This window comes from Micromonospora lupini (genome assembly GCF_026342015.1).
Classification (GTDB): Bacteria; Actinomycetota; Actinomycetes; order Mycobacteriales; family Micromonosporaceae; genus Micromonospora; species Micromonospora lupini_B.
In genome coordinates this window covers 1,316,024-1,338,076 of sequence record NZ_JAPENL010000001.1, presented here as the reverse complement: position 1 = coordinate 1,338,076, position 22,053 = coordinate 1,316,024, and the positions used below count along the sequence as shown (strand labels likewise).

General features: G+C 72.5%; 24 protein-coding genes. 18 read left to right on the top strand and 6 right to left on the bottom strand.

The window, feature by feature from the left end:
- Positions 1 to 29: 29 nt before the first annotated feature.
- A complete protein-coding gene (locus tag OOJ91_RS06175) occupies positions 30 to 1,217 on the top strand; it encodes an LLM class flavin-dependent oxidoreductase (RefSeq protein WP_266243431.1) in 1,188 nt (395 codons plus the stop codon).
- An 84-nt stretch (positions 1,218 to 1,301) separates the two neighbouring features.
- On the top strand, positions 1,302 to 2,750 hold the full coding sequence (locus OOJ91_RS06170) for a hypothetical protein (RefSeq protein ID WP_266243429.1): 1,449 nt from the start codon (positions 1,302 to 1,304) through the stop codon (positions 2,748 to 2,750).
- A 108-nt stretch (positions 2,751 to 2,858) separates the two neighbouring features.
- Here the strand turns inward: OOJ91_RS06170 and OOJ91_RS06165 are convergent, their stop codons facing one another.
- Positions 2,859 to 3,719 (bottom strand): hypothetical protein, encoded by an 861-nt coding sequence (locus OOJ91_RS06165; RefSeq protein WP_266243427.1) that lies wholly within the window; start codon positions 3,717 to 3,719, stop codon positions 2,859 to 2,861.
- 405 nt (positions 3,720 to 4,124) lie between these two features.
- Here OOJ91_RS06165 and OOJ91_RS06160 point away from each other — a divergent pair, with 405 nt between their 5' ends.
- Genes OOJ91_RS06160 through OOJ91_RS06135 form a run of 6 tightly spaced genes read left to right on the top strand, consistent with a single transcriptional unit; the run spans position 4,125 to position 8,861 of the window.
- Complete coding sequence (locus OOJ91_RS06160) at positions 4,125 to 4,427, top strand: urease subunit gamma (RefSeq protein ID WP_266243425.1); 303 nt, start codon at positions 4,125 to 4,127, stop codon at positions 4,425 to 4,427.
- Entirely contained in the window at positions 4,424 to 4,819 is a 396-nt protein-coding gene (locus tag OOJ91_RS06155; RefSeq protein WP_323178419.1) for an urease subunit beta, read from the top strand. The genes OOJ91_RS06160 and OOJ91_RS06155 overlap by 4 nt, the downstream gene beginning before the upstream one ends.
- Complete coding sequence (locus OOJ91_RS06150; RefSeq protein WP_266243423.1) at positions 4,816 to 6,519, top strand: urease subunit alpha; 1,704 nt, start codon at positions 4,816 to 4,818, stop codon at positions 6,517 to 6,519. Before OOJ91_RS06155 ends, OOJ91_RS06150 begins: the two co-directional genes overlap by 4 nt.
- Positions 6,519 to 7,364, top strand: coding sequence for an urease accessory protein UreF (locus tag OOJ91_RS06145; protein WP_266243422.1), 846 nt, complete (start codon positions 6,519 to 6,521; stop codon positions 7,362 to 7,364). The genes OOJ91_RS06150 and OOJ91_RS06145 overlap by 1 nt, the downstream gene beginning before the upstream one ends.
- Positions 7,354 to 8,133 carry an urease accessory protein UreG gene (gene ureG, locus OOJ91_RS06140; RefSeq protein WP_266243420.1) on the top strand — a complete coding sequence of 260 codons (780 nt, stop codon included), beginning with the start codon at positions 7,354 to 7,356 and terminating at the stop codon, positions 8,131 to 8,133. Before OOJ91_RS06145 ends, ureG begins: the two co-directional genes overlap by 11 nt.
- Positions 8,133 to 8,861, top strand: coding sequence for an urease accessory protein UreD (locus OOJ91_RS06135; RefSeq protein WP_266243418.1), 729 nt, complete (start codon positions 8,133 to 8,135; stop codon positions 8,859 to 8,861). Before ureG ends, OOJ91_RS06135 begins: the two co-directional genes overlap by 1 nt.
- Before the next feature lie 97 nt (positions 8,862 to 8,958).
- On the opposite strand, the gene OOJ91_RS06130 is transcribed toward OOJ91_RS06135, so the two are convergent.
- Together OOJ91_RS06130 and OOJ91_RS06125 are read right to left on the bottom strand one after the other, a co-directional pair.
- Positions 8,959 to 9,378, bottom strand: coding sequence for a hypothetical protein (locus OOJ91_RS06130; RefSeq protein WP_266243416.1), 420 nt, complete (start codon positions 9,376 to 9,378; stop codon positions 8,959 to 8,961).
- Between the two features lie 533 nt (positions 9,379 to 9,911).
- Positions 9,912 to 10,376 (bottom strand): MarR family winged helix-turn-helix transcriptional regulator, encoded by a 465-nt coding sequence (locus tag OOJ91_RS06125; protein ID WP_266243414.1) that lies wholly within the window; start codon positions 10,374 to 10,376, stop codon positions 9,912 to 9,914.
- A 96-nt stretch (positions 10,377 to 10,472) separates the two neighbouring features.
- Here OOJ91_RS06125 and OOJ91_RS06120 point away from each other — a divergent pair, with 96 nt between their 5' ends.
- The 9 genes from OOJ91_RS06120 to OOJ91_RS06080 all read left to right on the top strand — a co-directional run bounded on the left by OOJ91_RS06120 (position 10,473) and on the right by OOJ91_RS06080 (position 19,062).
- The gene (locus OOJ91_RS06120) at positions 10,473 to 11,555 is read left to right on the top strand and encodes a substrate-binding domain-containing protein (RefSeq protein WP_266243412.1); all 1,083 of its coding nucleotides are present in this window, start codon (positions 10,473 to 10,475) and stop codon (positions 11,553 to 11,555) included.
- Between the two features lie 406 nt (positions 11,556 to 11,961).
- Positions 11,962 to 13,206, top strand: coding sequence for an urea ABC transporter substrate-binding protein (gene urtA, locus OOJ91_RS06115; RefSeq protein ID WP_266243409.1), 1,245 nt, complete (start codon positions 11,962 to 11,964; stop codon positions 13,204 to 13,206).
- A 72-nt stretch (positions 13,207 to 13,278) separates the two neighbouring features.
- Positions 13,279 to 14,166 (top strand): urea ABC transporter permease subunit UrtB, encoded by an 888-nt coding sequence (gene urtB / locus OOJ91_RS06110; protein WP_007461159.1) that lies wholly within the window; start codon positions 13,279 to 13,281, stop codon positions 14,164 to 14,166.
- Entirely contained in the window at positions 14,163 to 15,356 is a 1,194-nt protein-coding gene (gene urtC / locus OOJ91_RS06105; protein ID WP_266243406.1) for an urea ABC transporter permease subunit UrtC, read from the top strand. Before urtB ends, urtC begins: the two co-directional genes overlap by 4 nt.
- On the top strand, positions 15,353 to 16,243 hold the full coding sequence (gene urtD / locus OOJ91_RS06100) for an urea ABC transporter ATP-binding protein UrtD (protein WP_266243404.1): 891 nt from the start codon (positions 15,353 to 15,355) through the stop codon (positions 16,241 to 16,243). The genes urtC and urtD overlap by 4 nt, the downstream gene beginning before the upstream one ends.
- Complete coding sequence (gene urtE / locus OOJ91_RS06095) at positions 16,240 to 16,935, top strand: urea ABC transporter ATP-binding subunit UrtE (protein WP_266243402.1); 696 nt, start codon at positions 16,240 to 16,242, stop codon at positions 16,933 to 16,935. The genes urtD and urtE overlap by 4 nt, the downstream gene beginning before the upstream one ends.
- 79 nt (positions 16,936 to 17,014) lie before the next feature.
- On the top strand, positions 17,015 to 17,485 hold the full coding sequence (locus OOJ91_RS06090) for a molybdenum cofactor biosysynthesis protein (protein ID WP_266243399.1): 471 nt from the start codon (positions 17,015 to 17,017) through the stop codon (positions 17,483 to 17,485).
- Between the two features lie 90 nt (positions 17,486 to 17,575).
- Positions 17,576 to 18,274 (top strand): nucleotidyltransferase domain-containing protein, encoded by a 699-nt coding sequence (locus tag OOJ91_RS06085; RefSeq protein ID WP_266243397.1) that lies wholly within the window; start codon positions 17,576 to 17,578, stop codon positions 18,272 to 18,274.
- Positions 18,275 to 18,294: 20 nt separating this feature from the next.
- Complete coding sequence (locus OOJ91_RS06080; RefSeq protein WP_439117050.1) at positions 18,295 to 19,062, top strand: nucleotidyltransferase domain-containing protein; 768 nt, start codon at positions 18,295 to 18,297, stop codon at positions 19,060 to 19,062.
- On the opposite strand, the gene OOJ91_RS06075 is transcribed toward OOJ91_RS06080, so the two are convergent.
- Positions 19,049 to 19,426, bottom strand: a complete 378-nt coding sequence (locus OOJ91_RS06075) for a nuclear transport factor 2 family protein (RefSeq protein ID WP_266243393.1) — start codon at positions 19,424 to 19,426, stop codon at positions 19,049 to 19,051. The two genes, OOJ91_RS06080 and OOJ91_RS06075, sit on opposite strands and share 14 nt — an antisense overlap.
- A gap of 188 nt (positions 19,427 to 19,614) precedes the next feature.
- On the opposite strand from OOJ91_RS06075, the gene OOJ91_RS06070 reads away from it, so the two are divergent.
- Positions 19,615 to 21,159 carry a PP2C family protein-serine/threonine phosphatase gene (locus tag OOJ91_RS06070; RefSeq protein WP_266243391.1) on the top strand — a complete coding sequence of 515 codons (1,545 nt, stop codon included), beginning with the start codon at positions 19,615 to 19,617 and terminating at the stop codon, positions 21,157 to 21,159.
- Positions 21,160 to 21,169: 10 nt separating this feature from the next.
- Here the strand turns inward: OOJ91_RS06070 and OOJ91_RS06065 are convergent, their stop codons facing one another.
- Entirely contained in the window at positions 21,170 to 21,595 is a 426-nt protein-coding gene (locus OOJ91_RS06065) for an ATP-binding protein (protein ID WP_266243388.1), read from the bottom strand.
- A complete protein-coding gene (locus tag OOJ91_RS06060; protein ID WP_266243385.1) occupies positions 21,595 to 21,927 on the bottom strand; it encodes an STAS domain-containing protein in 333 nt (110 codons plus the stop codon). Before OOJ91_RS06060 ends, OOJ91_RS06065 begins: the two co-directional genes overlap by 1 nt.
- Between the last annotated feature and the right edge of the window lie 126 nt (positions 21,928 to 22,053).

Sequence of the window (22,053 nt, the reverse complement as noted above, 5' to 3'; positions counted from 1 at the left end):
TCCGCCGCGCACTGGAGGAAAGAGCCCCGATGACCCTCACCTTCCACTGGTTCCTGCCCACCAACGGCGACAGCCGGGACGTCGTCGGCGGCGGCCACGGCGTGCCGACCGGGGCCGCCGGAGGCGCCCGACCGGCAAGCGTGGCGTACCTGGGGCAGATCGCCCGCACCGCCGAACAGCTCGGCTTCGTCGGCGCGCTCACCCCCACCGGCGCGTGGTGCGAGGACGCCTGGTTGAGCACGGCGATGCTCACCGAGGTCACCGAACGCCTCAAGTTCCTGGTGGCCTTCCGGCCCGGCCTGACCTCACCCACCCTCGCCGCCCAGATGGCCTCGACGTTCCAGCGGCTGTCCCGGGGCCGCCTGCTGCTCAACGTGGTCACCGGCGGCGAGTCATCGGAGCAGCGGGCGTACGGCGACTTCCTGGACAAGGACGCCCGGTACGCGCGGGCCGACGAGTTCCTGCACGTCGTGCGCGCGCTCTGGCGGGGTGAGACGGTCGACCACCACGGCGCCCACCTGCGCGTCGAGCAGGCCCGGCTGCACCGGCTGCCCGACCCGGCGCCGCCTGTCTACTTCGGCGGCTCGTCCGCCGCCGCCCTGCCGGTGGCGGTGCTGCACAGCGACGTCTACCTCACCTGGGGCGAGCCGCCCGCCCAGGTCGCCGACAAACTGGACCGGGTGCGGGCGCTGGCCGCCGAGGCCGGCCGGTCCCTGCGGTTCGGCATCCGACTGCACGTCATCGCCCGGGACACCGCCGACGAGGCGTGGGCACAGGCTCGCCGCCTGCTCAGCGGCATCTCCGAGGCCGACATCCGGGCCGTGCAGGACGGGCTGCGCCGCAGCGAGTCCGAGGGGCAGCGCCGGATGCTCGACCTGCACGGTGGCTCCCGCGACAGCCTGGAGGTCTCGCCCAACCTGTGGGCAGGCGTCGGGCTGGTCCGGGGTGGCGCGGGCACCGCACTCGTCGGCAGCCACCGCGAGATCGCCGACCGGATCGCCGAGTACCACGCGCTCGGCATCGACGAGTTCATCCTCTCCGGCTATCCGCACCTGGAGGAGGCGTACTGGTTCGGCGAGGGCGTCCTGCCGATCCTGCGCGAGCGCGGACTGTGGCGGCACCCCGACGGTCAGCCGGGGCCGACGGACGCGGTCGACGTCCCCTTCGCCGGCACGTCCACACCCCGCCCGGCACCGGAGCCCGCCGCGGCCCGCTGACCGGCCCACCCGTGCCGGCGGACACCGTCTGACTTGTCGTGGGGTGCTACCACTGAGGCACATCCGCGAACTGGTGGTGATCGCGTGGGCGACGACTGGGCAGCCGACCCGCCCGAACCCGAGGGCTGGCCGCTGCCTCGACGCGCCCGGAGGCGGCTGGCGGACGGGTTCGACGACGACCTGGTCGAGGTTGCCGACGAACGCGCGCCGTATCAACGTCGGTGGTCTGAACCACCCACCGACGATTACCTGCCGCTCGCTGACGAAGAGCCCGACGGCACTCCGGCCGACGTCGACCGGTCGGAAGCCGGCGCCCCGGACGATGTCGCCGACAGGCCGGATACGGTGCCGTGGTGGGTCACCCAGGGGGAACACATAAGCGAGACGACGCTGTCCAACCACAAGAGGGAGCGTGGGCACAGGCTGCACGGTTTTGCCATCGGCTACGACACATTCTGGGACCACGTCGACGATGACCCGGTGTCGGTGGTCCCCACGCTACGAGCCGTCGAGCTCGCACTGGACCGGCGGTACGTCGCGCTGCGCTCACTGTGGACGCCGAGGCTGCCACCGCTCATGCTCGGCGTGGGGGTGGCCGCCATCGCGGCGTTCGGCATCGTCAACGGGCCACTGGCTCACCGGCTGGTGGCCCTCGCCACGAGCCTGCTCTTCGGGGTCACCTTCGCGCTTGTCGTCTCGCGCCTCGTCATCCAGTGTCGCGTCGTGGCCGTCGGCGGCGGCGCCGTGGCCGCGGCGTGCGTCGTGGTGTCGACCGTCCCGACGATCCACGGGACTCGCTGGTACGACGTCCTGGTAGGGCTCGCGTTCGCGGGTGCGGGGCTGCTCGCCGTCGCGCTGTGGCCGATCATGCGGGAGCGGCGCGTCGAGCGGGACCACTGGACGCGTCCCGACGTGGCCCTGATCGCCGCTCTCCTGGACTTTGCCGTCTGGGTCGAGTTCAATCCGGCAACGCAGGACCGGCGCCACGCCGTGCAGGCGCTGGACCGCGCCGCCACCACGTTCGAGTTCGCGTGGCATCGCGTGCACCGGACCGGGGTCGACATCGCCGATCGGCAATTGCGTGGGTGGGCCAGCCGGATCCGCGCGGAGACGCGCGAGCTGCAGCGCTGGTACGCCATCGGCGTTCCATCGAAGCTCTCCCTGCTCTTGCGCACCTACCTGCTCATCCAGGCGATCGTCAACCGCTTCCCCCTCGACGACCACGAGGATGGCTGGGTACGCCACGGGAGCTGGCGCCGGCCGCCGACGTCAGCGATCGCCCGGCTGTGGGTACGCGGCAGGCAGTCCGGTCGGTACGTGCGCCAGTGCCTGCTCGCCACAGTCATCGCGAGCGCCGCGCTGCTCCTGCTCGCGGTCACCATCTGGAGCGCTGTGCCGACCTTCATCGGCGGGCACGTCTCCCGAGACCTCGGCTCGGCGCTGACCTTCGACCCGACGATGCGCGTGTTCGTCGCCGGTATCAGCCTGTCGTTGTTCGCGCTGGCCGGGCGCGCGTTCACCCACCGGCGCTGAGCCGCGCTTCCTTGATCGGTGGCAGCTGAGCGACTCGACACGCCGCGCACCGCCCTGCTGAGCTGCCACCGATCGCCGTGCCCCTTCGCCGTCCCGGGGGCGGCCCGGCTATGCGCCGGTGGCGTCCCAGACCAGCACGTGGACGACGAACGCCTGATCCGCGCGTGTGTTCGTGATCGTCGCGAACCCCAGCCGACCCTCCGAGGTACGGAAGCAGAAGTCCGCGCCGTCCGTGAACGAGGGGAGCGCCGACCCGGTGGCCGACGCGACGCAGCCCGCGTACGCCTGGGCGGGGTTGCCCCCGGAGTACGGGTAGACGTTCGGCCCGTTGGCGACCTGGACGTTGTCCGCCCTCACCTGTCCCCAGTCGTGGTAGAGGTCGAGCCCGTCTGTCGCACCGTCGGAGTGTTTCGCGACGACCTGCTGATCGGGCCGGTCGACGTCGACCGCGGCGAAGCGGGGCAGCACCACGCTCCGGTCCACGAGCGTGCGGGGCGCGTCCGGGTCCGTCGCCGTCGTACCCCCGCTGGTCGGGGTGGCCGTGGGCGTAGAGCTGAGCGGCGCGGCGGCGCCTGTGGTCGGCGGGGGCGCGGCGGCCGACGTCGGCGGCGTGGCCGTCGAGGAGCCTGCGGTGGGCGGCGCCGTCGAGTGGCGGCTGAGCTGGGTCGCCACGACACCACCCAGCAGCAGGCAGCCCAGCGCCAGCAGCGCGACCGCGAGACGGGTCCGCCGGTACCACAGCCAGAACCCGGCGAGCAGCAGGACCGCGGTGAGGGTGAGGACGAACAGCAGCACGTCCCGGCGCAGCACGCTCTCCACGGCGGTCACCACACCGAGAATGTTGGCCGCCACGCCGATCACGGCGAGCGTCCGGATCCGATGATCGCCGCTGCCGCTGCCGCTGCCGCTGCCGCTGCCGCTGCCGCTGCCGCTGCCGCTCGTTTCGGGCGGCGTGGCCGACTCTCCCAACGCATACCTCCACTGTGGATTTCGCACGATCGGACGACGGGACGGACCCGCCCTGTCATGATTCCATCGGCGCGCTCGTGCGCCAGGTGTCGTGCACGATGTGCGGGGGTCAGTCGGCTATCCGACGGGGCCACGCCGACGCCGCTGATCCCGAACGGACTGTTGCCCCGGCCCGTGACGATCCTCTACGGTCTGCTGAAGCGGTGGGCGGTGCGGTCCGCATCCGACCGGACACCGCCGGATGCCCGTCGTGCGGGCCGGGATGGTGGAGTCCCGGGCCAGCCCCTCGGCGGTGGTTCCGGCGGTCGTGTGACTCCAGCTCGTACCCCGGGTGACTGCTGCCCGGCGCGGCTCCCTGCGGAGCCGACGGCGAGCCGGACACGCCGATCACCACCGGAGAGTGCCGTGTTCCTCAGCCCGCACGAGCAGGACCGCCTGCTCGTCCACGTCGCGGCCGATGTCGCCCGCCGCCGCCGCGAACGCGGCCTGCGCCTCAACTATCCCGAAGCCGTTGCGATGATCACCGCCTTCCTGCTCGAAGGGGCCCGCGACGGCCGGTCGGTGGTCGACCTCATGTCGGCCGGCCGGACCGTGCTCGGCCGCGACGACGTCCAGGACGGCATCGCCGAGCTGCTGAGGGAGGTGCAGGTGGAGGCGACGTTCCCGGACGGCACCAAGCTCGTGACGGTGCACCACCCGATCCCGTGATCCCGGGAGAGATCCTGCCGGCGGCCAGCCCGGTCGAGATCAACGTGGGTCGGCCGGTTACCACAGTGGTCGTGGTCAACACCGCCGACCGGCCGGTGCAGGTGGGTTCGCACTACCACTTCGCGGAGACCAACCCCGCCCTGGCCTTCGATAGGGGTGCCGCCTGGGGGCAGCGCCTCGCCGTACCGGCGGGCACCTCGGTCCGTTTCGAGCCGGGCGTCAGTCGCAGCGTTGACCTGGTCCCGCTCGGTGGCGCGCGCATCGTGCCGGGCCTGCGCGGGGAGTGCGCCGGACCGCTGGACGAGGCACCCCCGGCCACGCCGACGAGCGGCGCGCGAGGAACCGACGCGCCGGCGACCGACGTGGCGGCGGCCGACGGGCCGGCGCGGTGAGCGCCGTGCGGCGGGACCGCTACATCGACCTGTACGGGCCCACCACCGGCGACCGCATCCGCCTTGCCGACACGAGCCTGCTGATCGAGGTGGAGACCGACCACTGCGTCGGCGGCGACGAGGCCGTCTTCGGTGGTGGGAAGGTGATCCGCGAGTCGATGGGGCAGTCGCGGGCCACCCGCGCCGAAGGCGCCCTCGACACCGTCATCACCGGCGCCGTCGTGCTCGACCACTGGGGTGTGGTCAAGGCCGACGTGGGGCTGCGGGACGGGCGGATCGTCGCCCTCGGCCGGGCCGGCAACCCGGACACCATGCCCGGCGTGCACCCCGACCTGGTCATCGGCCCGGCCACCGAGGTGATCGCCGGCAACGGCCGGATCCTCACCGCCGGTGCCGTCGACACCCACGTGCACTTCATCTGCCCGCAGATCGTCACCGAGGCGCTTGCCAGCGGCATCACCACGCTCGTGGGCGGCGGCACCGGACCCGCCGAGGGCACCCGGGCCACCACTGTCACCCCGAACGCCTGGCACCTGGCCCGGATGCACGAGGCGCTGGACACGCTGCCGGTAAACGTGCTGCTGCTCGGCAAGGGCAACACCGTCTCCACCGAGGCGCTCTGGGAGCAGCTTCGGGCGGGCGCGGGCGGTTTCAAACTGCACGAGGACTGGGGCACCACTCCGGCGGCGATCGACGCCTGCCTGCGGGTGGCGGACGCCTCCGGGGTGCAGGTGTCGATCCACACCGACACCCTCAACGAGGCCGGGTTCGTGGCCGACACGCTGCGCGCGATCGGTGGACGGGCGATCCACTCGTACCACACCGAGGGAGCGGGAGGCGGGCACGCGCCGGACATCATCACGGTGGCCAGCGAGCCGAACGTGCTGCCGTCGTCGACCAACCCGACCCGCCCGTACACCCGGAACACCCTCGCCGAGCACCTGGACATGCTGATGGTCTGCCACCATCTCAACCCGTCCGTACCGGAGGACCTGGCCTTCGCCGAGAGCCGGATCCGACCATCCACAATGGCCGCCGAGGACCTGCTGCACGACCTCGGCGCGATCTCCATCATCGGCTCCGACGCGCAGGCGATGGGCCGGGTGGGCGAGGTGATCCTGCGGACCTGGCAGAGCGCCCACGTCATGAAGGAACGGGTGGGCGCGCTGCCGGGCGACGGCGCGGCAGACAACCACCGTGCGCGACGGTACGTGGCGAAGTACACCATCTGCGCGGCGATGGCCAACGGGCTGGAGCGGGAGATCGGCTCGGTCGAGCCCGGCAAGCTCGCCGACCTGGTGCTCTGGGATCCGGCGTTCTTCGGCGTACGACCGCACCTCGTGCTCAAGGGCGGCATGATCGCGTACGCCCAGATGGGTGACGCCAACGCGTCGATCCCGACGCCGCAGCCGATGCTGCCGCGGCCGATGTTCGGGGCGTACGGGGCCGCGGCGGCCGCCACCAGTCTGACGTTCGTGGCGCCGGCCGCCCTGGACGCCGGTCTGCGTCTGGACGTGCGGCGGCGGGTGGTGCCGGTCGCCGACGTGCGGTCCAGGGGCAAGGCCGACCTGCCGGAGAACAACGCCATGCCGCACATCGAGGTGGACCCGGACACCTTCACCGTGCGGATCGACGGCCAGGTGGTGGAGCCGGACCCGGTGCCCCAGCTGCCGATGGCCCAGCGGTACTTCCTGTTCTGATGGCGACGTCGAGCCTGCTCCTGTTGCTGGCCGACGGACGCTTCCCGGCCGGCGCGCACGCGCACTCCGGCGGCCTGGAGGCGGCCGTCGCCGCCGGCCGGGTCACCGACCTGGCCTCGTTGGAGTCGTTCCTGGTCGGCCGGCTTACCACCGCCGGGCTGGTCGGGGCCGCGTTCGCGGCGGCGGCACACCGGGTGGCACTGCCGGTCGGCGCCGCCACCGCCGCCCCGGCCCAGCCCAGCGCGCGACCGCTCGGACGGGGCCATCCGGCCGGGCGGTCGGGTGCGCCGGCCGATCCTGCCGGGGTCGGCGCGGCGCGCGACGCGTTCACCGAGAACGGCGTGCGGTCGGGTGCGCCGGACGGTTCTGCCGCGCGGTCGCGTGCGTTGGCCCAGCTCGACGCGGAGTTGGACGCGCGGACCGCCGCGCCGGCGCTGCGCGCGGTGTCCCGCCGCCAGGGGCGGGCGCTGCTGCGCGCCGGACGGGCCATCTGGCCGCAGGCGTCGTTCGGTGACCTGCCCGCCACACCCGGGGGAGCGCACCAGCCGCTGGTGCTCGGGCTGCTCTGCGCCGCCGCCGGGTTGAGCCGCACCGAGACCGCCACGGTCGCCGCGTACGGGACGGTGACCGGTGCGGCCAGTGCCGGCGTACGTCTGCTCGGCCTCGACCCCTACCAGGTCCAGGCAGTACTCGTCGGCCTCGCCGACCTCTGCGACGGCACCGCCGCCGACGCGGCACGTGCCGCCGACGATCCACCCGAGCGGCTGCCGGCCGCCGCCGCCCCGCTCGCCGACATCCATGCCGAAGCCCACGCCACCTGGGAGGTGCGTCTCTTTGCGTCCTGACACTGTTGAGCCGACCGCTGTACCCGCCGTTGTGCCCGCCGCCGGGCCGATCCCGCCGCACGACGAGACCGTTCCGCACACCCATCCCGAACCGGGGGTGGACCCGCACCCGCCGCTGGCGCGGTCGGGCCGCGCGCTGCGGGTCGGCATCGGCGGGCCGGTCGGATCAGGTAAGACCGCCCTGGTGGCCGCCCTCTGCCGGGCGTTCGCCGACGAGTTGCGGCTCGGCGTGGTGACCAACGACATCTACACGACCGAGGACGCCGACTTCCTCAAGCGGGCCGGCGTCCTGGACCCGAGCCGGATCCGCGCCGTGGAGACCGGCTGCTGCCCGCACACCGCCATCCGCGACGACATCGGCGCCAACCTCGACGCCGTGGACGAGCTGGCCGAGGCGCTCGGCCCGCTGGACCTGGTGCTGGTGGAGAGCGGCGGAGACAACCTGACAGCCACATTCAGCCGGGGCCTGGTCGACCGGCAGATCTTCGTGGTCGACGTGGCCGGCGGGGACAAGGTGCCGCGCAAGGGCGGTCCCGGGGTCACGTCCGCGGACCTGCTCGTGATCAACAAGACCGATCTGGCGCCCATGGTGGGCGCCGACCTCGCGGTGATGGACCGGGACGCGCGGGCCCGCCGCGGGGACCTCCCCACCCTCTTCCTGTCGATCGTCGGCGACCCGACGGCGGGTCGGGTCGCCGACTGGATCCGGCACGAGCTGGCCCACCACGCGGCCCTGCACCCCGTCACCGCGCCGGCCGGCCCGGCCTGATGCGAGCGTTCGCCCGGCTGGTGGCTCGCGCCGACGGCCGGGGCGGCACGGTCCTGACCGAGGTGCACGGCGAGACGCCGCTGTTGTTACGGCAGACGCCTGGCGACGGCGGCGTCGCGACAGTGCACGTCGTGGGCGGCGCCGCCGGCCCGCTCGCCGGCGACGACCTCCGCCTGGAGATCGACGTGGGGCCGGGAGCGGCGGTACGGGTGCACAGCGTCGCCGCGTCGGTCGCCCTGCCCGGCCGGCCCGGGGCGGTGTCGCGGATGGCGGTGCGGGCGGTGGTGCACGACGGCGCGGCCCTGCACTGGCTGCCCGAGCAACTGGTCGCGGCGGCCGGCTGCGCCCACCTCGCCGAATCCCGGATCGAGCTGGCCGCCGGGGCGAGGCTGAGCTGGCGGGACGAGTTGATCTGCGGCCGGTACGGCGAAATGCCCGGGTGCGCCGTCGTACACACCCGGGTCGACTACGACGGTCGACCGCTGCTGCGTCAGTCGCTGGCCGTGGGACCGCAGGCACCCGGCTGGGCCGGACCGGCCGTTCTCGGCGGGGCCCCGGCCACCGGCTCGTTGCTGGTGGTCGACCCGTTGCGACCCGCCGAGCCAGCCGAGGTACGCGCCGGCGGGACCGTCGCCCGTCTGCCACTCGCCGGAGGCCCGGCGACACTGTGGACCGCGACCGCGCCTGACGCGCACACCCTGCGCGCACACCTCAGCGTCTGGCCGTGATCCTGGCCGGGTTGCAGGGCTGGGCGGACGCGCGCGGATTGATTACCCGGGACGTGAGAAGCCGTGGGCGGCGGCCGGATCGAGCACGTAACCCTCGCTACGAGCAGTCGCAGAACGCGGTCGCCTGGACGATGCCCGCGACTTTCACGGTAACCGTCGGCGTCTCCGCGACGAGTCCGCTGGCCTTCGCCACGTCGTCGGACCAGACGACGAGGTCGTCGACGCCGGGCGTCGGCCGCACGGCGGAGGTCGTGAGAATCGCCTTGATCTGGAACGTAGCGTTGACGGGCGGCTTTAGGACGTAGGCCAGAGCGACCCAGTCTCCACCGGGGACCTCTTTCGTGGAATCCCACTGGACGTAGTACCGCGGCGGGTCTCCGGGGCAGCATTCGCGCGCGATCAGCACATACGGATGCAGCCCAGTCGCAGCGCCCGTCCTGCCGCGCACCTCGATGGCGCAGGCGTCTTTTACACACGTCACGGTTGCGCCACCTGTTGACGTTGGCGTGAGGATCATGACAGGTGGTGGAGGGCTTGGCGACGACGCGGGCGCCGGAGGCGACGCCGGGGGCGCGGACGCCGGGAGGCGGTCGGACTCGGCGGACCCGTCCGACAGAAGACTCGGCAGGCCGACGGCGAGCGCCACGATCACCCCGGCGGCGGTGGAGACTCCGGCCACGGCTTCCCACAGCCGCGACGGAGAGCGGGGTTGCCGCCCTTCGGTACCTCCGGTGGCCGGGGGCGGCGCGTCCTTGTCGGAGGCACCAGCTGAGCTGCCAGGTGGAGTACCCTGCGGTGCCTCTTCCTCGTTCACCCCATATCACCCCATGCCATCTCAACGGTCGCCGCCGGAACATCGTGGATTCCACTATCGGCGATGGGGTCAATTGTCGGCTCGTCGAAGTAGAGCAGCCAGCGCCTCGTGCCCGTGCCCCAGTGACAGCGCACTCGGGCGTGGCGGGAGCAGGTCAGCGACCGGCGGCATCCCGGACCGCGGCCGCTGGCCTCCTCGCACCGGGGAGCGCAGGCGCGGCCGGGTCGGGCGTTGGATCAGCGGTGCGGGCCCGTTGCTTCGGCGTGGTCGCGGCGGCGGGCCGGGTCGAGGCGGTCGATCAGGTCGTCGAGCTGGCCGATGAGGGCGGGGTCGGCCGGTACGCCCAGGTCGGCGAGGCTGGCCCGGACCCGCTCGTCGAGGCGGGCGTGTTCGCGGCGGCCACGGGCGGTCAGGTAGGCGCGGATCCGTCGGCGGTCCAGGGGGTCGATCCGCCGGAAGACGAGGTTACGGTCGACGAGTTGGTCGACCAGCTTGGTGAGGGTGCCCGGCGGCAGCGACGCCTCGGCGGACACCTCGCTCATCGGATGACCCTGGCCGTCGGCGAGCAGGCAGAGCACCCGCCACGCCTCGGTGGTCAGCTCTTCGTCGGCCAGGACGGCGCCCAGCCGGCGGGAGAGCAGCCGTTCGGCGCGGGTGAGCGAGCGCAGCAGGTCGGCTGGCGCCCCGGGCACATCTGACATGGATCTCCCTGGTCCGGTGGCCCTGCCATGTTACCGAGTCGTCCCGGTCCGTGGTGAGCTCTGGTCTTCCGACGTGGGCCGGGCAATCATGTGCTCATGTCCGCGCCGGCACCGCCGTGGCTCACCGTCGATCGGGCCGTGGTCAGCATCGCGCTTGTGTATCCGATGCGCGGGCCGGCGGGAATGTTCGGCCCGACGTGCGAACTCTGCGCCCAGCTCGCGGTCGAGGAGATCAACGGGTGTGGTGGGGTGCTGGGCCGCGAGGTGCGGCTGGTGCCGGTCGATGGTGGCGCTCCGCCGGCCGAGGTGGCCGCCGAGGTCGAGGCGCTGGTGTCGGTGGGCGCGGTGCAGGGCGTGACCGGTTGGCACATCTCCTCGGTGCGGCAGGCGTTGGCGCCCCGGGTGGCGCACCGGGTGCCGTACGTCTACACCGCACTCTACGAGGGCGGTGAGCGTACCGAGGGGGTCTTCCTGACCAGCGAGACGCCGGATGCCCAGCTGTGGCCCGCGATGCGGCTCCTCGCCGGGGAGCAGGGGGTACGGCGCTGGTTCGTGGTCGGCAACGACTACGTGTGGCCGCGCCGCACCGCGCGGGCGGCCCAGCGGTACGCGTTGCGCGGCGGTGGGCGGGTGGTGGGGCAGGCGTTCCTGCCGTTGGAGGCGCACGACTTCGACGAGGTGCTGCGCCACATCGAGCGCAGCGAGGCCGACGCGGTGGTGATGCTGCTCGTCGGCGCCGACGCGGTGCGGTTCAACAGGGCGTTCGCCCGCGCCGGGATGGACCAGCGCTGCCTGCGGCTGAGCACCCTCATGGACGAGAACATGCTGCTGGCCAGCGGTGTCGGCGCGACGCGGCGGCTCTACAGCACGGCGGGCTTCTTCGCCGGCCTCGTGACGCAGGAGAACCTCGACTTCCACGGTGAGTTCGCCCGCCGGTTCGGGGTGGAGGCGCCGCCGTTGGGCAGCCTGGGGGAGTCCTGCTACGAGGGCGTGATGCTGCTCGCCGCCCTGATCGGGCAGGCCCGCACCCTCGACGTGCGGGCGATCGAGACGGCCGCCGACACGGTGGCGTACCACGGTCCGCGCGGTCGGCTGCGTCTGCGGCGGCGGCACGTGCGGCAGCGGATCTACCTTGCCGAGGCCGATGGCCTCGACTTCACGGTGCTCGCCCAGCTCTGACCGCCGACTCCGGGCCTTGACAGCCCCACCCGGCTCGACCCTAAGATACTTCCTGCGTGAAGGATCTGGCCGAGGGCCGGATGCCGCGAATGTGTGTCCACCGTCGGCGGAAGCTGTTCGCCGACCATTGTGGTGGCAATTCTCCCGCAGAATTCTCCCGGCCCGGCCCCGTCTTTGACTGACGGCGCCGGCCATTGTGGTGTGCCCTCTGCCGGGCTCGTGGGAAACAGTCAATTAAGGACTGGGAAACACTTACGCAATCAAGCCGGTCGACGCTTTCCCTGCCCGTACCCGGATGCGATGACCTCAGGTGACGTCCACCCGTCGACCTCGGCATCGCCGACTCAGCTCCACCGGACCGCACCGACCGTCCATTCGCCACTTGAGTGCACCGCAGGGAGAATAGATGTCACTTCTTTGGAGCCGCCGCATCCTGGCGGGCGCCATGACCCTCGTCGCCGCGGCAGCGCTTACCGCGTGCGGCAGCAAGACCAGTGACGAGGGCGGCGCGGCCGGCGTCACCGCCGACGTCTCCGGCGACACCGTCAAGGTGGGCCTGCTCAACTCGCTCTCCGGCACCATGGCGATCAGCGAGGTCACCGTCCGCGACTCCATCATGCTCGCCGTCGAGGAGATCAACGCGGCTGGCGGCGTGCTCGGCAAGAAGATCCAGCCGGTCGGCGAGGACGGCGCCTCGGACTGGCCGACGTTCGCGGAGAAGGCCGAGAAGCTCATCTCCGAGGACCGGGTCGCCGCCGTCTTCGGCTGCTGGACGTCGGCGAGCCGCAAGGCGGTCAAGCCGGTGTTCGAGAAGAACAAGGCGCTGCTGTTCTACCCGGTGCAGTATGAGGGTCTGGAACAGTCGCCCTACATCTTCTACACGGGGGCGACGACCAACCAGCAGATCGTTCCCGGGCTCGACTACCTCAAGGCCGAGGGGGCGAAGTCGGTCTATCTGGTCGGCAGTGACTACGTCTTTCCCCGCACCGCGAACAAAATCATCAAGGCGTACGCGGCCGCCAACGGGATGAAGGTGCTCGGCGAGGACTACGCGCCGCTGGGGTCCACCGAATTCGGCACGATCGTCAACAAGGTCAAGTCGTCAGGTGCGGACGCCGTGTTCAACACCCTCAACGGTGACAGCAACGTGGCCTTCTTCAAGGAGTACAAGTCGGCCGGCCTCACCGCCACGGCGATGCCTGTGGTGTCGGTGTCGATCGCCGAGGAGGAGGTCAAGGGCATCGGCACCCAGTACCTGGAGGGCCAGCTGACCGCCTGGAACTACTACCAGACCACGCCCGGCGCGGCGAACACGAAGTTCGTGGCCGCGTACAAGGCGAAGTACGGCGCGGACAAGCCGACGAGCGACCCGATGGAGGCCGCCTACGTCAGCGTGTACCTGTGGAAGGCGATGGTCGAGAAGGCGGGCGCGTTCGACGTCGAGAAGGTCCGCACCGCCTCCGACGGGATCACCTTCGACGCGCCGGAGGGCCTGGTCACCGTCGACGGGAAGACCCAGCACATCGCCAAGACCGCCCGCATCGGCAAGGTCGGCGCCGACGGTCTGATCACCGAGGTGTGGAACTCCGGCAAGCCCGTCGCGCCGGACCCGTACCTCAAGACCTACCCGTGGGCGAGCGGCCTGAGCTGACGACGCCGGCCCGGGCGGCGCGTGCCTCGCGGCCCGCCCGGGCCACCCGACCAGCAGTACGGAGTACCCACCGTGACAGTCCTCTTCGGTCAACTCTTCACAGGCATCAGTATCGGCGCGGTGCTGCTGCTCATCGCGCTCGGGCTGGCGCTGACCTTCGGCCAGATGAACGTCATCAACATGGCGCACGGCGAGTTCATCATGGCCGGCGCGTACACCACGTACGTCCTGCAACAGAGCATCACCGGCGCGGGCCTGTCGCTCGTGGTCGCGCTGCCTGTGGCGTTCGTGGTCGCCGGCACGATGGGTGTGCTGCTGGAGGTCCTGCTGATCCGCCGGCTCTACGCCCGCCCGCTTGACACCCTCCTGGTCACCTGGGGCGTGTCGCTGATGCTGCAACAGCTCGCCCGCGACGTCTTCGGCAGCCCGAACGTGCAGACCCGCGCGCCCGACCTGCTCACCGGCAACGTGGCGTTGCCCGGCGGGCTGACGATCGCCAACAACCGGCTGTTCATCCTGGCCCTGGCCCTGGCCGCCGTGGCGGCGCTCACCCTGGCGCTGCGGCTCACCCCGCTCGGTCGCCGGATCCGCGCGGTGGTGCAGAACCGCGACCTCGCCGCGGTGTCCGGCATCCCCACCGCCCGGGTCGACCGGACGACGTTCTTCCTCGGCTCCGGCCTGGCCGGGCTCGCCGGGGTGGCGCTCACCCTCCTCGGCCCGATCGGCCCGACCATGGGCACCAACCTGATCATCGACGCCTTCCTGGTGGTCGTGGTCGGCGGGATCGGCCAGCTCAAGGGCAGCGTGATCGTCGCCTTCGCCCTCGGCGTGCTCCAGGCCACCGGGGAGTACCTGACGACCCTCAGCGTCGCCAAGGTGATCGTGTTCGTGGCGATCGTCGCGTTTCTCCAGTGGCGGCCACAGGGCCTGTTCACCCTGCGGACGAGGAGCCTCGCATGACCGCCGTGACGCCCGCGCCTCCGAGCGCCGCCACCGCACCGGCCTCGGCCTCGGCCGGCGCCGCGCCCCCGAGCCGGTCCGGCGGCCGCTCGCGGCTGCGGACGGTGGCCGGCTTCGCGTTCGGCGCGGCGCTGCTGTTCGCCGTGGCGCCGCTGCTGCTGTCGGACTTCCGGCTGGCGTTGCTCGCCAAGTACCTCTGCGTCGCCATGGTCGCGGTCGGCATCGGGATCGCCTGGGGCCGGGGCGGCATGCTCACCCTCGGCCAGGGTGTCTTCTTCGGCCTGGGCGGCTACGCGATGGCCATGCACCTCAAGCTCGCCGACGCGGGTCCCGGTGGGATGCCCGACTTCATGCAGCTGTACGGGCAGCTCGACGAGTTGCCGCTGTGGTGGCGGCCGTTCGCCAGCCCCTGGTTCGCGTTGCCCGCCACGGTGCTGCTGCCGATGGCTGTCGCCTTCGGGCTCGGTTCGCTCGTGTTCCGCCGCCGGGTCCGGGGCGCGTACTTCGCCATCCTCAGTCAGGCCCTCGCCGCGGCGATGGTGATCCTGCTGATCGGGCAGCAGGGCACCACTGGCGGCACCAACGGGCTCACCGACATCAAGGGCTTCTTCGGGTACGACCTGGACGACCCGGTCAACCAGCGGATGGTGTACTTCATCATCGCCGGCGTCCTGCTGGCGTTGCTCGCCCTGACCCGTCAGCTCATCCAGAGCCGCTACGGCGAGCTGCTGGTGGCGGTCCGCGACGGTGAGGAGCGGGTCCGCTTCCTCGGCTACGACCCGGCGTCGGTCAAGCTCGTGGCGTACGTGGTCGCGGCCGGTATGGCGGGGCTTGCCGGGGCGCTGTTCGTGCCGGCGGTGGGCATCATCTCGCCGGCGCTGATCGGAATCGTCCCGTCGATCGAGTTCGTCATCGGGGTCGCCGTGGGTGGCCGGGCCACGCTGCTCGGCCCGGTGCTCGGCGCGGTGGCGGTGGCCTGGGCGCGTACCGCCCTGTCGGAGCGTTTCCCGGGCACCTGGACGTACCTGCAGGGTCTGCTCTTCGTTGTCGTGGTGGCGTTCCTCCCCGGCGGCCTGGCGTCGCTGTGGGCGCTGACCCGCCGCCGAGACGCCGGCGCGCAGCCGGCGCGGCGCGGGTGGTTGCCGCTGGGTCGACGTCGCGCCGAACGGACGGAGGTGCCGGCGGCATGAGCGAACGCACCGAGCGCAGCGAGGGCCGTGAGCGCATGCCCAGCCAGCACGGCATGAGCGAACGCACCGAGCGCAGCGAGGGCCGTGAGCGCATGCCCAGCCGGCACGGCATGAGCGGCGAACGGCTGGACGGCCTGTCCGTCCGTGACGTGCGGGTCAGCTTCGACGGTTTCACCGCCGTCGACGGCGTCTCGCTTGAGGTGCCGGCCGGCGACATCCGGTTCCTGATCGGCCCGAACGGCGCCGGGAAGACGACACTCGTCGACGCGATCACCGGCCTGGTGCGGGCCACCGGCTCGGTGCGGTTCGGTGACCAGGAGTTGCTCGGTCGGCCGGTGCACCGGATCAGCAGGCTCGGCATCGGGCGGACCTTCCAGACGTCGACGATCTTCGAGGAGCTGTCGGTTCTGCAGAACCTCGACATCGCGGCCGGTGCCCGGCGCAGCTGGGTGACCCTGGCCCGACGTCGGCGCGGGATCCCCGACGAGGTGGCGGCGGCGTTGGAGACCATCGGCCTGACCGGGCGGGCCGACCAGCTCGCCGGGACGCTCGCGCACGGCCAGAAGCAGTGGCTGGAAATCGGCATGCTGCTGGTGCAGGACGCGCGGCTGCTGCTGCTCGACGAGCCGGTCGCCGGGATGAGCCACGAGGAGCGCGACGCGACCGGGGCGCTGCTGGAGACGGTGAGCCGGGACCGCACGGTGGTGGTGATCGAGCATGACATGGACTTCCTGCGTCGGTTCGCGCGCAGCGTCACGGTGCTGCACGCCGGTCGGGTGCTCAGTGAGGGCACGGTGGCGCAGGTCCAGGCGGACCCGCGCGTGCAGGAGGTCTACCTTGGCCACCCGGTCGACGCCGGGTCGGCCCCCAGCGGTCTGGAGGCATGATGCTGACCCTGCGCGGGGTGCACGCCGGATACGGGCGTTCGAGGGTGCTGCACGGGGTGGACCTCGCCGTCCCGCCCGACGGGGTGGCCGCGGTGCTCGGGCACAACGGCGCCGGCAAGAGCACCCTGCTGCGGGTCGCGGCGGGCCTGCTGCGACCGAGCGCCGGCACCGTCGAGCTGGACGGCGAGGACGTCACCCGCCTCGCGCCGCACGAGCGGGTCCAGCGCGGGATGGCGTACGTCCCGCAGGGCCAGCAGTGCTTTCCGCACCTGACCGCCGCGGAGAACCTGCGCCTGGTCGCCGACGGGCGGCGCGACGGCGCGGTGGCCACGGCGGAGGTGCTCGACCTGTTTCCGGCGCTGCGCCCGCTGCTGCGCCGGCGGGCCGGGCTGCTCTCCGGCGGCCAGCGCCAGCAGTTGGCAATCGCCCGTGCGCTCATCACCCGGCCGCGGCTGCTGATGCTCGACGAGCCGACCGAGGGCATCCAGCCGTCGGTGGTGGCGGAGATCCAGGAGCGGATCGTCGAGCTGACCCGGCAGTCCGGGTTCAGTGTGCTGCTTGTCGAGCAGCACCTGGGTTTCGCGCTGCGGGTGGCGGACCGCTACCACGTGCTGGAGTCCGGCCGGGTCACCTCGGACGGCGACGGCGGCGTCACCGCGGAACGGGACGTCCGGGCGGCCCTGGCGGTCTGACCGCGCCCCGCCGCCGGGTACGCGGCCCGGTCCGCCGAGGGCGGCCCGGCGGCGTCCTGCGGTTCGTAGAATCCCTGCCATGGCGCAGATCGTCGAGTTGCTGGCCTCGCCCGTGCACCGCTTCCGGGGCCGGCCCTCCGACGGTCCGACGCCGGCCCCGCCCGGCGAGCTGGTCGACACCGTCCAGATCCGGGCCGGTCTCGGCATCGTCGGCGACCGCTACTTCGGCAAACCGGCGCACCGCGACGCCAGCGTGACGGTGATCGCCCAGGAGTCCCTGCCGGCCGGCATCGGCCTGGCGCAGGTCCGCCGCAACATCCTCACCACAGGCATCGCCGTGGACGAGCTGATCGGCAGGGTCCTGATCCTGGACTCCGGCGACGGCCCGGTCAGCCTGCGGGTCAACCGCGCGGCCCGCCCGTGCGCCTGGATGGACGTCACGGTGGGGCCGGGTGCCTGGAAGGCGCTGCGCACCACGGGCGGCATCCGCTGTACGCCCCTCGACGACGGCGTGCTGCGCATCGGCCCGATCGACGCCACCGTGAGCTGAGCGAAACGGATTCGACGACCCGTCCCGCACCAGGCATGGTGTGCACCGGACGTCGGCGGGTGCCGGCGCGGCGCTCGGGGGGAGGCGGCGATGCAGCACGCATTGACGGATCAGCAGGTCGACGACCGCACGATCCTGCAGGTCGTCGTCGGCTCCCGTGCGTTCGGCCTGTCCGACGCCTCGTCGGACACCGACCGACGCGGGGTGTACGCCATGCCGGCCTCGGCGTTCTGGGGACTGCGCAAACCGGCGTGGCACCACGACGGCCCGCTGCCCGAACAGGTGCGCTGGGAGGTCGAGCGGGTCTGCGTGCTCGGGCTGGCGGCGAACCCCACAGTCCTTGAGGTGCTGCACTCTCCCCTCGTCGAGACGTGCACCCCGCTGGGCGCGGAACTGCGGGCGCTCACTCCGGCGTTCCTGTCCCGGCGGGTGGCCGACACCTACCTGCGCTACGCCACCGCCCAGTTCGGGAAGGCCGAGCGCGGCATCGCCCGATCCGGCGCCCCGATCTGGCGGCACGTGATGCACCTGATCCGGCTGCTGACCGCCGGCGGTCACCTCGTCCGTACCGGACGGTTGGTGCTCGACGTCGGCGCCGACCGGCACCGCCTGCTCGCGGTCAAGGCCGGCGCCGTGCCCTGGGACGACATCGTCGCCTGGCGGGACCGGCTGGTCGCCCGCATGACGGCGGACCTGCCCACCAGTCCGTTGCCCGACCGGCCCGACGAAGCGCGGGTCGAGCAGTGGCTGACCTCGGTCCGCGACCGCTCCCTGCGGTGGGCCGCGTGACCGCCTGGGAGGACGTCGGTCTGCCGGCCGGCGTCGACCTGGCGGCCATCGTGGCCGAGCAGCCGTACCCGCTGGTCTTCGCCACGGTCTCCGGCGCCCACCTGTACGGGTTCCCGTCCACGGACTCCGACGTCGACCTGCGCGGCGCGCACCTGCTGCCGGTCGCCGACCTGATCGGGCTGGTCGCGCCTGCGGAAACCCGCACGGTGATGGCCGACCGTGACGGGGTGGAGCTGGACCTGGTGACGCACGACCTGCGCAAGTTCGTCCGGCTGATGCTGCGTCGAAACGGCTACGTCCTCGAGCAACTGCTGTCCCCGCTCGTCGTGCACACCACGGCGGCGCACGCGGCGTTGGTCGAGCTGGCGCCGCTGACGGTCACCCGGCACCACGGTCACCACTACCGTGGCTTCGCGGCGAGCCAGCGGCGGCTCTTCGACACGACGGGGGAGCTGAAGCCCCTGCTGTACACGTTCCGGTCGCTGCTCACCGGAGTCCACCTGCTGCGGACCGGCCGGATGCAGGCGCACCTGCCGACCCTGCTCGACGCCGAGCCTGCGCCGGCGTACGTGCCCGACCTGATCGCCGCGAAGCGGGAAGCCGAGCACGGCGCACTTGACGAACTCGTCCCCGGCGCCACCATCGAGCGTGACCTGGCCGAGTTGGCCGCCCGCCTCGACCGGGCGCAGCAGGACAGTCCGCTGCCCGACCAGCCGGCGGGTTCGGCCGAACTCCACGAGCTGGTGGTGGCGGCCCGGCTGGGTGAGGAGCCTGTCAGACCGGGCTGATGTGGGCGGCGAGGATCCGCCAGCCGTGCGGGTCGTCGTGGACCCAGGTCCGCGTGTAGCGCAGGCGGGCGTCGAACGGCTGACCGTCGAACACCCCGGCCACCCGGCCCAGGAAGAACGTCACACCCGTCCGCCCGACGACGAGCAGGTCCAGCTCCTCCTCGACTAGCTCCTCGATGACCGAGGTGCGGTCCCGGTGCGCGGCCAGGTCCTCGGCCTTGCCGTGTTGGCGGCCGTCGGGGCCGATCGCGATGAGCTGGTCGACAAGCAACTGGTCGAGGGCCGCGACGTCACCGGCCCGCTGCGCGGCCTGCAGGGTGCGTTCGGCGTCGAGCAGCTCCGCCTCGCGTGCGCTGTCCGGCATGGGCCGTCCTCCTGGTCTCCTCCGCCCGGCGCCACCGTCCGGACTGACCGATTGTGGCAGTCGGGATGGCCCCGACGTGAACGCATCGGCGCGGCGGCGCGTCCCGTCCGCCGTGGGCGCCGCCCGGTCGGAGCGCCGCCCCGCGCCGGCCGTGTGCCGTACGCCTGTCGGTGACTAGGCTTCCCGGTATGGCGGACCACGGTGGTCCCGGCGCGCACGTCGCCGCAGCGACTCGGCCGGTCGAGGCGGTCGTCCGGGAGATCCTGGCGGTCGTCCCGGCCGGGTGTACGTGGCTGCTGCCCGTGCCCGACGACCACCGACCGGTCGCCGACTTCCGGGTCGCGGCCACCAGCGGCCAGAGCCAGGACATCTACGGCCGGGGCGTCGACCGGGTGGGCGCCCGGCTCAGCGAGTTGTACCCCAGCATGGTCGGCGGCCCTCTCTGGCGGCTCTACCAGGAGGTGCTCGCCACCGGCTCGTCCGGCCGCCTGGCCGACTTCAGGTACGTGGAGAAGCGCACGGGCGTCGTCGCCGACTCGCTGTTCGACGTTCACGTGCACCGCGTCCTCGGCGGTCTGCTGGTGTCCTGGCAGCGCCTCGACGAGGACCGCCGGCGCATGGACCGCACCGAGCTGCTGGGCAGCCTCGGCTGGGCGGAGTACGACCTGGCCAGCGGTGTCAGCCAGTGGTCACCCGGGATGTACCGGATCTTCGAGCGCGACCCGGCCCTCGGCCCGCTGTCCCGCGCCGAGCAGGCCGCCGCCCTGGTCCCCGACGACTACATGCTGCGCGAGGCGGCCTGGCAGACCCTCGACAGCGGGGCGTCCTCGGACGTGACGGTCCGGTTCCAGGCGGCCGGCGCCCTACGGTATCTGCGGGTCCTCTCCGACGTCTCCCGGGACGCGGAAGGCGTACCCCTGAAGATCCACGCCGTGGTGCAGGACGTGACCGCCCGGGTGGACTCCCGGACGGCAATCGAGCGGCTCAGCGACCAACTGCGGACGCGGGAGATGACCGCCCTGGCCGAGCACCGGCTGGCCGGGCAGTTGCAGAACCTCATCCAGCCGGTGCCCCGCGACCCGTTTCCGCTGGCCGGGCTGGAGGCGGTGGTCAACTATCTGCCGGCCGAGAGCGCCGCGCGGGTCGGCGGCGACTGGTACCACGCGCAGACCCTGCCGGACGGAAAGGTCGTGCTCGCCGTCGGCGACGTCGCCGGTCACGGCCTGGAGGCGGCAAGCGGAATGGCGCACCTGCGCTTCGCCCTGGTGGCCTGGTTGTCGATCGGTATCCGGGACCCGTCGGTGCTGCTGGGGCACCTCAACCGGCTCTGCGGCCAGCTCTCGATCACCGGAACCGCTGTGGTCGCGGTGTACGACCCGGCGACCCGGGTGCTCTGCTGGGGCCGCGCCGGGCACATGGCGCCGCTGCTGTCCCGTGCCGGCGAGACCGGCCCGCTCGACCGCCCCTCGGGTCTGCTGCTGGGCGCCGGTGACGACGCCGCGTACCCGGTGCTCGCCCCGCGCCTGCGCCCCGGCGACCTCGTGCTGTTCTACACCGACGGCCTGGTCGAGCGACGCGCGCCCGAGCAGGACCTGTCGCGGCAGGTGCGCGCGACCCTCTCGGCGCTGAGCGCGACACCGGGGGAGCAGAGCCTCGCCCGGCTGCGTGACCTGCTCAACCGTCGCAGCCCGGACGACGACACGTGCACCCTGGCCGTGCGCGTGCTGCCCTGAGCCGCCCCGTTCACAGCGCCAGCCGGATCCGGACCACGGTGCCCTCACCGGCGGCCAGCACGGCCACCTCGTCACAGATCTGCTCGACGATGGCCAGCCCGCGGCCCCGTACCGCGTCGGCGGCCGGCATTCCCCGGCCGAACGCCCGCGCCGGGCCCTGGTCGACGACGTCGCAGAACAACTGGTCACCCTCGGCCCAGAGCCGGACCCGGCCACCGCCGGCGGTGTGCTGCAACGTGTTGGTCGCCAGCTCACTGACCGCCAACGCCAGCAGCTCCACCCGCTCGGGCGGCAGGCCCCGGGCGGTGGCGCCGGCGCAGACGAACACGCGCAGCTCCCGCAGATCGGTCGCCACCTCGTACGCCATGGTGTCCGTCCGCAGGGCGGGCGAGGGCTGCTCGGCCACGGCGCGGGTCTCCCGCTGGTTGGCCGCCATCAGCCCGCCAGCCGCGGGTCGTCGGCGGGCGGGCGCAGCAGGTTTCCGATGCCGGTGATGTCGAGGACTGTCGCCACCGCGCCGGCGGCGTTCACCGCGTACAGGTGGCGGCCGCTGGCGCGTGCCTCCTGGTGGGCGGTCACCAGGCCGTGCAGGCCGGTGGAGTCGAGGAACCGCAACCCGCCGACGTCGACCACCACCACCGGCGCGGCGCGCACCGCCGCGGTCAGCACGCCCGTCAGCTCAGGCTGGGCCGCCAGGTCGCACTCACCGGTCAGCGTGACCACGATCCGCCCGGGTGTCGTGGACGTGCGGGCCTCGAAGTGCGCCATCGGACAGCAGCACCTTCCTCGTAGCGTCGGCTGTTGTCGGCACACATCATGTCATCCGTCGGCCGACGGACCACGTCGTCCGTTCGGCGGGTGATCACGAAAAGCCGTTCCGCCGCCTCGTCGGGC

Bases quoted from the DNA above. Each gene is read 5' to 3' on its own strand.
- OOJ91_RS06075 (WP_266243393.1), bottom strand. From the start codon at position 19,426: ATGCCGGACAGCGCACGCGAGGCGGAGCTGCTCGACGCCGAACGCACC.
- OOJ91_RS06085 (WP_266243397.1), top strand. From the start codon at position 17,576: ATGCAGCACGCATTGACGGATCAGCAGGTCGACGACCGCACGATCCTG.
- urtD (WP_266243404.1), top strand. From the start codon at position 15,353: ATGAGCGAACGCACCGAGCGCAGCGAGGGCCGTGAGCGCATGCCCAGC.
- OOJ91_RS06175 (WP_266243431.1), top strand. From the start codon at position 30: ATGACCCTCACCTTCCACTGGTTCCTGCCCACCAACGGCGACAGCCGG.
- OOJ91_RS06065 (WP_266243388.1), bottom strand. From the start codon at position 21,595: ATGGCGGCCAACCAGCGGGAGACCCGCGCCGTGGCCGAGCAGCCCTCG.
- OOJ91_RS06060 (WP_266243385.1), bottom strand. From the start codon at position 21,927: ATGGCGCACTTCGAGGCCCGCACGTCCACGACACCCGGGCGGATCGTG.
- OOJ91_RS06130 (WP_266243416.1), bottom strand. From the start codon at position 9,378: ATGATCCTCACGCCAACGTCAACAGGTGGCGCAACCGTGACGTGTGTA.
- OOJ91_RS06090 (WP_266243399.1), top strand. From the start codon at position 17,015: ATGGCGCAGATCGTCGAGTTGCTGGCCTCGCCCGTGCACCGCTTCCGG.
- urtC (WP_266243406.1), top strand. From the start codon at position 14,163: ATGACCGCCGTGACGCCCGCGCCTCCGAGCGCCGCCACCGCACCGGCC.
- OOJ91_RS06120 (WP_266243412.1), top strand. From the start codon at position 10,473: ATGTCCGCGCCGGCACCGCCGTGGCTCACCGTCGATCGGGCCGTGGTC.
- OOJ91_RS06070 (WP_266243391.1), top strand. From the start codon at position 19,615: ATGGCGGACCACGGTGGTCCCGGCGCGCACGTCGCCGCAGCGACTCGG.
- urtE (WP_266243402.1), top strand. From the start codon at position 16,240: ATGATGCTGACCCTGCGCGGGGTGCACGCCGGATACGGGCGTTCGAGG.
- OOJ91_RS06135 (WP_266243418.1), top strand. From the start codon at position 8,133: ATGCGAGCGTTCGCCCGGCTGGTGGCTCGCGCCGACGGCCGGGGCGGC.
- OOJ91_RS06125 (WP_266243414.1), bottom strand. From the start codon at position 10,376: ATGTCAGATGTGCCCGGGGCGCCAGCCGACCTGCTGCGCTCGCTCACC.
- urtA (WP_266243409.1), top strand. From the start codon at position 11,962: ATGTCACTTCTTTGGAGCCGCCGCATCCTGGCGGGCGCCATGACCCTC.
- OOJ91_RS06145 (WP_266243422.1), top strand. From the start codon at position 6,519: ATGGCGACGTCGAGCCTGCTCCTGTTGCTGGCCGACGGACGCTTCCCG.